This is a genomic window from Streptomyces sp. NBRC 110035 (assembly GCF_000829695.1).
Classification (GTDB): domain Bacteria; phylum Actinomycetota; class Actinomycetes; order Streptomycetales; family Streptomycetaceae; genus Streptomyces.
On the sequence record NZ_BBNN01000076.1, the window covers coordinates 1 to 7,803 of the forward strand.

The window sequence follows — 7,803 nt, forward strand, 5'->3', positions numbered from 1 at the left end:
CTGGTGCCCTCGACCGTGCACCGGGTACTGACCCGCTTCGGCCTGGCCCGCCTCACCCACCTGGACCGCGCCACCGGCCGCGTCGTCCGCCGCTACGAACGCGAGCGGCCCGGCGAGCTGGTGCACGTCGACATCAAGAAGCTGGGCAACATCCCCGACGGCGGCGGACACAAGGTCCTGGGCCGGCAAGCAGGCCGCAAGAACCGCAAGAACGCCGGTTACAGCTACCTGCACACCGCCGTCGACGACCACTCCCGCCTCGCCTACAGCGAGATCCATACAGACGAGAAGAAGGAGACCGCCACCGGCTTTTGGACCCGGGCCCAGGCGTTCTTCACCGAGTGCGGGATCACCGTCGAGCGCGTGCTGACCGACAACGGCTCCTGCTACCGCTCACGCGACTGGCGCGACCTGCTCACCGCGGCCGGGATCACCCACAAACGCACCCGGCCCTACCGCCCGCAGACCAACGGCAAGGTCGAACGCTTCAACCGCACCCTCCTCGACGAATGGGCCTACGCCCGCCCCTACCGGTCAGAAGCCGAGCGCCGCGAAGCGTTCCCGCAGTGGCTGCACACCTACAATCACCACCGCGGACACACCGCGCTGAAGGGCCAACCACCCGCCAGCCGCGTCCCCAACCTCACAGGGCAATACAACTAGATCGGCCAGCCGTCCGGGGTAGCGATGACCTGCACGTTCCCGCCATGGTGCTTGTGTTTTCCGGACCACCAGAGGTCGGCGCCGTTGGGACCCGGGGCGGCGACGCGGTCGGTACGGATGACCGTACCGTCGAGGTTCAGATGCGTCAGCCCGGCTGCCTTCGCGCGCTCCAGCGCGGTGGACAGGTCCGGTGCGCCGGCGGCCAGGACGGCCAGTACCTCGTGGAGGTAGCGGTACGCAGTTGAGGTCGACAGGCCATTGTCAATGGCGAGTTGGGCCAGGCGGGTGCCGTCGAGGAACCAGCGCAGCACGAGCACGGCCTGCTTGAAGCAGCCCAGCGCGCGTCGCCCCTTGCGGGTCCTGGCCACGATTCGGTGGTCGCGCAGGAGACCGGCCGGGTGCTCGGCGGTGGACCGCCTCACATCGGGCACGGCGGTGTATGTGACACTGGTCGGCACGTGAGGCCCCTCGGTCGGATCTTTCTGTCGCAAGATCGTTCCTACCAGGGGCCTTACGCCTGCCCGGACTTGGGGGATACCGCGGACCGCGCGACGCGCCTCCCGCTCACGGACGGTGGCCGACGGTTACTGGGAACAGCTCACTGGGAGATGACCTCGACCGGGTACCGATGGCCCTTGTACGACGGCGACGCGTCCCCCACGGACAGCCCCCTCCAGCATGATCAACCCGGAGATCATCCCACCCAGTCAATCAACGTGACAGCACCCCCGCATGTTGTCCATCAAGTCCGGACCCATGATGCCGCCCGGGAAGCCGGGGAAGTTCTCCACCTCGGTCGTCTGCACCAGCGCGCCGCCGGCGGTGACCGCGCCCTCGAAGACCAGCGGCTTCAGCGAAGCGCGGGCGGTGTAGAGGACGGCGGTGTATCCGACGGGACCGGAGCCGATGACGATGACCTCGCGTACGCCGTCTGTGCCGGTCACGCTGCTCACGCCTCCTGCTTGGTGTCGATCTCGGCGGTCAGGGCCTCGATACGGGTCTTGATCTCGTCACGGAGCGGGCGCACCGGCTCCACGCCCTTACCCGCCGGGTCCTCCAGGGCCCAGTCGAGGTACTTCTTGCCGGGGAAGATCGGGCAGGCGTCGCCGCAGCCCATGGTGATGACGATGTCAGCGGCCCTGACGACCTCATCGGTCAGCGGCTTGGGGACGCCCCGGCGTGCGGAGTGCGGCTGGCAGGGGACGCCGCGGGTGTTCGCCCGAGACCAGAGGGGGCCCGGTGGCTGGAGAGGCCGGGCACCGAACGGCGTCGTGAAAGTGCTCTCGAATGACGGTGTCGAACCGGCCACCGGTCCTGAGCGCCGCAAGGGGCAATCCGTCCATACGGGTTCGGCCTCAGGAAAGCCGCCAGGAGCATTCCCGCCGTAACGCGCGAGGGACGGCGCGGCCTTCCTCCCGTCCCGGCGCCGACGACGGACGGGGGACGCGGCATGGACCCGGCCTCCCCCGGCACATCACACGACATACCGGAATGCTCCACTTGATCTTTACGAATCAGCCATGATTTCCGGCGGCCCGGCGCGGCCGCACCGCCCGCCCGGGGCCGACGGCGACCTGAGCAGCCGCGGCGCCGTGCGAAGTCGGCGCCGCCGAAGAGTTCGGTGCGCCGCGATGAATGGCGCGTTGTCCACCGGTCGCCGCACCCCCGGAACCTTGCCGGAATCCGGGGCGACCGACGGGCCATCACCCAATGACCCGTCAGTTTCCCGTCGTATCACCCTGCGGACGGGATCCCGCAAGAGCCCCTTCCTTGCCAACCTGCTTGCGCACCCGGGGGCTCTCGCTGAAGCGTCCGAAAGCCACGCTTGTTGACAGGGGCATATCACGGCGAAGGTTCAACCACCGATGCGGCACCTCCAGGACGCCCGCACTGTCCGCAGGGCTGCCGCAGACGTGAACCGAGGGCCCGGACATCCAACGGACCCACGACCCCTCACCGGAGGACAAGTGAAGATCAAGACGTTCCTGTCGTCGGGCGCCTCCCGAAGAGCCCGTGCCGCCACCGTCGTCGCCGCCCTGGCGACCGTGTCCGCGCTCGTGACCCCCACCGCCATGGCGTCGGCGTCCGCGGACGCGAAGCCCACCGCGGCCCAGCTCGCCCGGGTCGGCGACGCGGTGCTCACCGCCGACGTCGGCGGCACGGCCTGGTACACCGACAAGGCGTCGGGCAAGGTCGTCGTCACCGCCGACAGCACGGTCTCGGCGGCGGAGATCAACAAGATCAGGAAGGCGGCCGACGCGCAGTCCGGGGCGCTGCAGATCAATCGCACCCCGGGCAAGTTCAACCGTCTGATCGCTGGCGGGGAAGCCATCACCTCCTCCGGCGTCCGCTGCTCCCTCGGCTTCAACGTCCGCAACTCCGCAGGCACGAACTTCGCGCTCACCGCCGGACACTGCACCAGCGGCCGGTCCAGCTGGAGCATCGGCACTGCGGTGCCGGGCCAGACCGTCTTCCCGACCTACGACCACGGGGTCATCCAGCACTCCAACCCCGCCGCATCCGACGGCCGCGTGTACCTGTACAACGGCACGTACCGCGACATCGTCAACGCTGGCAGCCCGACCGTCGGGACGCGCATCGAGCGCTCCGGCAGCACCACGGGTTACCGCACCGGCAGCGTCACCGGCCTGAATGCCACCGTCAACTACGGCAACGGCCAGCTGGTCTACAACACGATCCAGACCAACGCCTGCGCCCAGCCCGGCGACAGCGGCGGCCCGCTCTTCGCCGGCAACACCGCCTACGGCCTGCTCTCCGGCGGCAGCGGCAACTGCACCACCGGCGGTACCACGTTCTACGAGCCGGTCACCCGGCCGCTGAGCCTGTACGGCCTCAGCGTCTTCTAGCCCCGCAGCAGTACCGCGTCACAGGCAGGCCCCGGAGGCCTCCGGCCGTCGCCGGAGGCCTCCGGTCCGTGCAGGGCCCCGCCCGGCCGCCGCCGGCCCGCCTGGCCGGGCCGGCGGTCCCCGCCCGTACCGCCCGCCCTCTTCGACGCGGTACTGGCCTACGCCCTCACCCCGTTCGCCCGCCTCCTGCAAAACCCCCAGCACGACGGGTGGATGAGGTGCCCCGGAGTTTCCGGGGCACCTCAGCCCGCCCTGTGCCTGCCGGAGATGGCCGGCCTGCCCAAGCCCAGCGTGACCGCCCGCCACCGCCTCCACCGCATCGCCTTGAGCAGGTAGTTCTGGCCCCACTCGGGCAACGTGATTTGGCCCCACGGCGGGAAGTCGGCCGGCATCCAGGGGCATTGCGTGAAGCGGCTTCGCGGCAGATGTCTGTGACGTTGCGTCATGTCGCGGTTGGTGCGGTTCCGGGGGCGGAAAGCAGTGCAGGCACGGTGCCGGTGATCATGTGAGTGTCTATGTCCCATGAACACCGAGCGAGCCCGTGCCTGCCTCTGCATCATCGCCCATTGCCTCCCCGTTGCGCCAACTGGCCTCGATAACCGAACCAGCACCCCTTCTCGACGCCGTTGACCTGCGAAGTTTCCTGGATCGCGTGCCCGATCCCCGAGGTCGCAAGGGCCGGGTCTACCCCTTCGGCGCGTTGTTGAGCGCGGTGGCCGCCGGGGTCCTGGCCGGCGCGAAGTCGCTGACCGCCGTCGGCGAATGGATCGCCGACGCGCCAGCCTGGGCCTTGAAGTCGCTTGGCTTCACCCCCGACCCACTCACCGGGCAGATCCCCGTCCCGCACCCGGCGACCGTCCGTCGCCTGCTGAAACGCCTGGACGGCGACGCCCTGGACCGGGCCATCGGCGCCTTCCTCAACACTCGCCTCACCCAGACCGCCCCGGACGGCGAGCCGGCCACGCGGGCAGGCCGTCGGGCCGTCGCGGTGGACGGCAAGACGGTCCGCGGATCACGCACCACCGGGAAGACGGCGGTGGTCCTGCTCGCCGCGACGGACCACACAGGCACCGTCCTGGCCCAGCGGCAGACCGCCGACAAGAGCAACGAGATACCTGCCTTCGCACCCCTGCTGGAGACCATCGAGGACCTGGACGGCGTCGTGATCACCGCCGATGCGCTGCACACCCAGCACGCTCACGGCACCTACCTGCGGTCTTGTGGCGCCCACTACCTGGCGATCGTGAAGAAGAACCACGCCAAGCTTCACGACCGGGTGCGCCATCTCCCCCGGCGGGACATGCCGTTGGAGCACTACGACCGAACCCGCGCCCACCACCGCATCGAGATCCGCAGACTGAAGGCCGCCGCCTTCGACCACCTCGACTACCCCGACGCGAAGCAGGCCCTCCAAATCGTCCGATGGCGCCTGGACCGGACCACCGGTGAGCTCACAATCGAGCGGATCTACCTGATCACCAGCCTCGCCCCCGGCGCCGCGACCGGCCCCGAACTCGCCTCCTGGACCAGAGGCCACTGGGGTATCGAGAACCTCCTGCATCACGTCCGCGACCGGACCTTCCGCGAGGACGACTCCAAGGTCCGCACCGGACACCTGCCCCGCACCATGGCATCCCTGCGCAACCTCGCCATCAGCGTCCACCGCCAGGACGGCGCCACCAACATGGCCGCCGCCCTCCGACGAGCCGCCCGCGACTACCGCCGCCCACTGGCCGCCCTCGGACTCACCTGACGAACCCGGACAAGATCACTTCACGCAATGACCCTGCCGGAGGGGGAAAGTAGCTTCCCGAGCAGGGCTTCGGCGTAGTCGCGTGACGCCCGGTTCGTGGCGAACTGCCTGCTCAGCGGTGCTCTCGGAACGTGACAGGCACGGCTTCCAAGATCATGGAGTTCTCTACGCCCCGTGATCCAAGTGGAAGACCGTGCCTGCCGACGCATCATCTCTGATCCCGCCTGCCCTTGACCAACTGCGTGAGAATCCGCAGGTCGGCCCCGAGGAGGTCCCGGGCCTACTGGAGCGGCTGGCCGAGGTGCCGGACCCGCGTGATCCGCGTGGGGTGCGCCACCGCCTGGCTGTCGTACTCACTCTCACGGCGTGCGCGGTGCCGGCCGGTGCGACCTCGCTGCTGGCGGTCGGCGAATGGATCGCCGATGCCCCCGGCTACGTGCTGGAACAGGTCGGTGCCGACCCCGATCCGCTTCTGCCCAGGCGGGTCCTGCCCGCAGAGACCACGGTCCGCCGGCTGCTGGCCCGCATCGACGGCGACGCGCTGGACCTGGCTGTCGGGAGCTGGCTCGCCGACCGCCGCCCGAAGGTGACCGGATTGCGCGGCCTCGCAGTGGACGGCAAGAGCCTGCGCGGCGCGGCCAAGGCGAAGGGCCGCAAGATCCATCTGCTCGCTGCACTGGAGCACACCACCGGTCTGGTCCTGGGCCAGCTGGACGTCGGCGAGAAGACGAACGAGATCACCTGCTTCCAGCCGCTGCTGGATACCGTTGCCGACCTGGTCGGCGTCGTCGTCACCAGCGACGCCATGCACACCCAGCGCGAGCACGCCGACTACCTCCTCGGCCGGGGTGCCCACTACATCGTGATCGTCAAGGGCAACCAGAAGAAGCTGCGCCGCCAGCTGAAGTCCCTTCCCTGGAAGGACATCCCGCTTCAGGGACGCACCCGGGGCATCGCCCACGGCCGCTCGGAGATCCGTCGGATCAAGGCCGCCACCGTGAACAGCCTCCTCTTCCCCGGAGCCCGCCAGGCCGTCCAGATCAAGCGTCGGCGCACCGACCGCAAGACCGGCAAGACCACCGTCAAGACGGTCTACGCCGTCACCAGCCTGACCGCCGAGCAGGCCACCGCTGCCCAGCTCGCCGAACTCGTCCGCGACCATTGGAAGATCGAGGCCCTGCACCATGTCCGCGACACCGCCTTCGCCGAGGACGCCTCCCAACTGCGGACCGGCAACGCGCCCCGCGCGATGGCCACATGGCGCAACCTCGCCATCGGAGTCCTCCACATGGCCGGAGTGAAGAACATCGCGGCCGGCCTCCGCCGCAACGCCCGCGACCCTCGCCGCCCCCTCACACTCCTCGGTCTCGGATGATCACGAACCGGACGTCACGTGACTACGCCGAAGCCCTGGCTTCCCGAGGACATCCGATTCCAGACCTTATAGAGGTTCCCCTTCAGATCCTTCTCGAACTCCTCGATCGTGCAGCCATCCACACCCGGAGCACCCTGATTGGCCTTGACCTTCAGGTACGCCTCCCAGACCTCCGTCTTTGATATCTCGAACGGCTTGATCTGTGACTTCAGCTCGCCCACGCAGCTCCTCCCAGGGAACTCCTGGTTGACCGAACAAACGAACCACGGACAATCCGGCCCCTTCACTCCGCTCCCACCGCGCCCAGCAGGAGGTTCACCGCTACTACGAACCGGTCCGCCAACACACCTCGCATCGGTACTCAGTTCCTCGCGGGTTGTCCGCTTGGAAGGCTCCCTTTCACAACACCGCGTGGAAAAAGCAGAGTTGATGCATCGAAGTGTGTCTTCCCACGTTCCACACGAAAGCAGCAGACCAGATTCACGTCGCCTCCACGCGTGACTGTTCAGGGATTTCAGCTGGTTGTAGGCAGCATCCATGGCCGTCCGGCGAAGAGGTCGTGTAGGGCAGCGAGTGGGTTGATGTCGTGTTTGCGGACGGTGGAGATGTAGGAGCGAATCCGGGCGAAGCGCCTCGCGCCGGTCAGAGTCCTCCAGGATCCGGAGATCTTCTGTTGCACCTTGATCATCCGCAGGTCTCGTTCGGCCTGGTTGTTGTCGAAGGGGACGCCGAAGTTGACCATGTACCGCTGGTACTCCCGGGTGCGGTCACGCAGTCGCTCGGCCAGCGCGCGGGCCTTGGACCGGGGCCCGGTACCGGTATAGGGGTGGGCTGCGATGCCGCACAACGTGGCCTGGCGGTAGCGGTCCTGGAAGCCGGCCGGCACTTCGGGAGCGAGTGCGTCGTGTCCGTCGGCCAGGGCGAGGGCGACGCCGTCCTTGGCGTCGATCAGGACGTCGATCACCGCCTGGGCCCAGGCCGAGTCGTGGTGCTTGTCCTCGGTCACCGCGATCAGCTCGCGCAGGGCATGCGCGCCGCACAGGGCCGCGGCGTCGCCGTGGACCGTGTAGGAGGCCAGGGCGTCGGTGACCAGGATGCCGGTGAAGGCGGGCAGGACGCCGAGGTCGTCCATGGCCTTTCGGCCG

The 7,803-nt window shown here is 68.7% G+C and carries 5 protein-coding genes and 4 pseudogenes; 4 read left to right on the forward strand and 5 right to left on the reverse strand.

Going from position 1 to position 7,803, the window contains the following annotated elements; all coding sequences use genetic code 11:
• Window positions 1-663: IS481 family transposase (locus tag TU30_RS32495; protein WP_042177167.1), on the forward strand; the 663-nt coding region annotated here is incomplete at its 5' end.
• Here TU30_RS32495 and TU30_RS32500 read toward each other — a convergent pair.
• The 3 pseudogenes from TU30_RS32500 to TU30_RS32510 all read right to left on the reverse strand — a co-directional run.
• Window positions 663-1,121: pseudogene (locus TU30_RS32500) on the reverse strand (IS5/IS1182 family transposase); the annotation flags it as partial. The gene TU30_RS32495 and the pseudogene TU30_RS32500 sit on opposite strands and share 1 nt — an antisense overlap.
• Before the next feature lie 270 nt (window positions 1,122-1,391).
• Window positions 1,392-1,607 (reverse strand): annotated as a pseudogene (locus tag TU30_RS32505) (NAD(P)/FAD-dependent oxidoreductase); the annotation flags it as partial.
• 5 nt (window positions 1,608-1,612) lie between these two features.
• Window positions 1,613-1,831 (reverse strand): annotated as a pseudogene (locus TU30_RS32510) (phosphotyrosine protein phosphatase); the annotation flags it as partial.
• Between the two features lie 799 nt (window positions 1,832-2,630).
• Between TU30_RS32510 and TU30_RS32515 the strand changes: the two are divergent.
• From TU30_RS32515 to TU30_RS32525, 3 genes and pseudogenes are all read left to right on the forward strand, one after another.
• Window positions 2,631-3,530 (forward strand): S1 family peptidase, encoded by a 900-nt coding sequence (locus TU30_RS32515; protein WP_042177171.1) that lies wholly within the window; start codon window positions 2,631-2,633, stop codon window positions 3,528-3,530.
• A gap of 652 nt (window positions 3,531-4,182) precedes the next feature.
• Window positions 4,183-5,283 (forward strand): ISAs1 family transposase, encoded by a 1,101-nt coding sequence (locus TU30_RS32520; protein ID WP_234308077.1) that lies wholly within the window; start codon window positions 4,183-4,185, stop codon window positions 5,281-5,283.
• Between the two features lie 328 nt (window positions 5,284-5,611).
• Window positions 5,612-6,505: pseudogene (locus TU30_RS32525) on the forward strand (ISAs1 family transposase); the annotation flags it as partial.
• Between the two features lie 167 nt (window positions 6,506-6,672).
• Here TU30_RS32525 and TU30_RS32530 read toward each other — a convergent pair.
• On the reverse strand, window positions 6,673-6,879 hold the full coding sequence (locus tag TU30_RS32530; protein WP_042177182.1) for a hypothetical protein: 207 nt from the start codon (window positions 6,877-6,879) through the stop codon (window positions 6,673-6,675).
• A gap of 293 nt (window positions 6,880-7,172) precedes the next feature.
• On the reverse strand, window positions 7,173-7,803 hold a 631-nt coding region (locus TU30_RS32535), incomplete at its 5' end, for a transposase (RefSeq protein WP_042177183.1).